The 1,547-nt window shown below is 70.3% G+C and carries 2 protein-coding genes and 1 pseudogene; 1 reads left to right on the forward strand and 2 read right to left on the reverse strand.

Translation table 11 applies throughout. The annotated features are described in order from the left end of the window. The coding region (locus AC3XYG_RS08325) for a hypothetical protein (protein WP_489139350.1) at positions 1–285 on the reverse strand (285 nt) is incomplete at its 3' end. A 107-nt stretch (positions 286–392) separates the two neighbouring features. Here AC3XYG_RS08325 and AC3XYG_RS08330 point away from each other — a divergent pair. Then, positions 393–1,364, forward strand: coding sequence for an IS481 family transposase (locus tag AC3XYG_RS08330; RefSeq protein WP_489139351.1), 972 nt, complete (start codon positions 393–395; stop codon positions 1,362–1,364). 69 nt (positions 1,365–1,433) lie between these two features. On the opposite strand, the pseudogene AC3XYG_RS08335 reads toward AC3XYG_RS08330, so the two are convergent. After that, a pseudogene (locus tag AC3XYG_RS08335) lies at positions 1,434–1,547 on the reverse strand (hypothetical protein); the annotation flags it as partial.

Here is a 1,547-nt window from a genome sequence, read left to right on the forward strand (position 1 = left end):
CGCCTGCATCCGGTCCAGGGCCTCGGGGCGCAGGCTGCGCGGTCGCGGCGGCAGCGCGATGACGGACTCACCGTCGGGATCCCCGGCGATCACGTGCGGCTGGGCGAGGATCTCGTCCCACTGGCCGCCGCGGGCCCGCAACACGACCTTGCCCGGCCGCGCCCGCCACGGCCCGAGGAAGGGGTCGTCGGCGAAGGCGCGCACGCACGCGACCGCGGCGGCACCGGCCAGCTCGCCGCCGCGTTGCAGGGTGCGGACGGTCCCACGCCGGGTGACGAGGACCATCCGCAGCGGCTCGGGCAGGCGGCTAGCTGTAGTTCCTAGGCACGTTGTTCATCCGGGCCTCCTTGGAGGCTGGTGGTTGCGAAGCCCCAGTCCCAAGGAGACACCGGATGAAGTCTCACGCTAACGCGCGGCTCAGTCCGATCGGCAGGCAGTTGCTGGTTGATCGAATTGAGATCAAGAGATGGCCCGTTCAGCGGGCCGCAAACGCCGCAGGCGTAACCCCCAGAACCGCCGCGAAATGGCTGGCCCGCTGGCGGGCGGAGGGAGCGGCCGGCCTGCTGGATCGCTCCTCAGCGCCCAAGCACGTGGCCAACAAGACCGATGCCAAGCCGGTCGAGGTCATCGTCGCTTTGCGACGCATCCGCTTCAGCGGGCCGGAGATCGCCGAGCTCCTGGACCGGCCGCTGTCGACGGTCTCGGCCGTCCTCAAGCGCGAGGGGATGGGCAAGCTGGGCCGGCTCGGCCTGGAGCCCGCCCAGCGCTACGAGCGCGAACGCCCGGGCGAGCTGATCCACATCGACGTCAAGAAGCTCGGACGCATCCAGGGCGGCGCGGGCAAGCGGATCTTCGGCGGCGGCTCGCATTACAACCGTACGTTCACCGACGCCGCGGGCAAGCGCCGCAACACCGTCGGCTGGGAGTTCGTGCACGTCGCCATCGACGACGCCACCCGGCTGGCCTACGCCGAGGTCCTCACCGACGAGAAAGCCACCACCGCCATCGGCTTCCTGCGTCGAGCGGTCGGGTTCTACCAGCGCCACGGCATCCAGACCCAGCGGCTGCTGACCGACAACGGCTCGCCCTACATCGCCACCATCCACGCCATCGCCTGCCGCACCCTCGGCATCCGCCACCTCCGCACCCGACCCCGCCGCCCCCAGACCAACGGCAAAGCCGAACGCTTCATCCGCACCATGCTCGCCGGCTGGGCCTACGGCGCCATCTACGGATCCTCAGCCGAACGCACCCAAGCCCTTGACGGCTGGCTCTGGCACTACAACCATCGACGACGACACGCAGGCATCGGCCGAGCGACAACCATCACCCGACTGAACAACCTGCTTGGGACTTACAGCTAGGCGGCGACCGCGCGGCCGAGCGCCTCGGCCGGCCAGGTCACCTATGCGCCCGTCGCCCGCGACGTTCAGGCCGAGCATGAGCCCCGGGTCGCCGTTCAGGGCGCGCTGCACGCCCTGGTCGGCGAGCCTGACCACGTACGGCATCGTCGCGTTGGTCAGCGCGTAGGTCGACGTGACCGGCAC

Source organism: Inquilinus sp. (genome assembly GCF_057815775.1).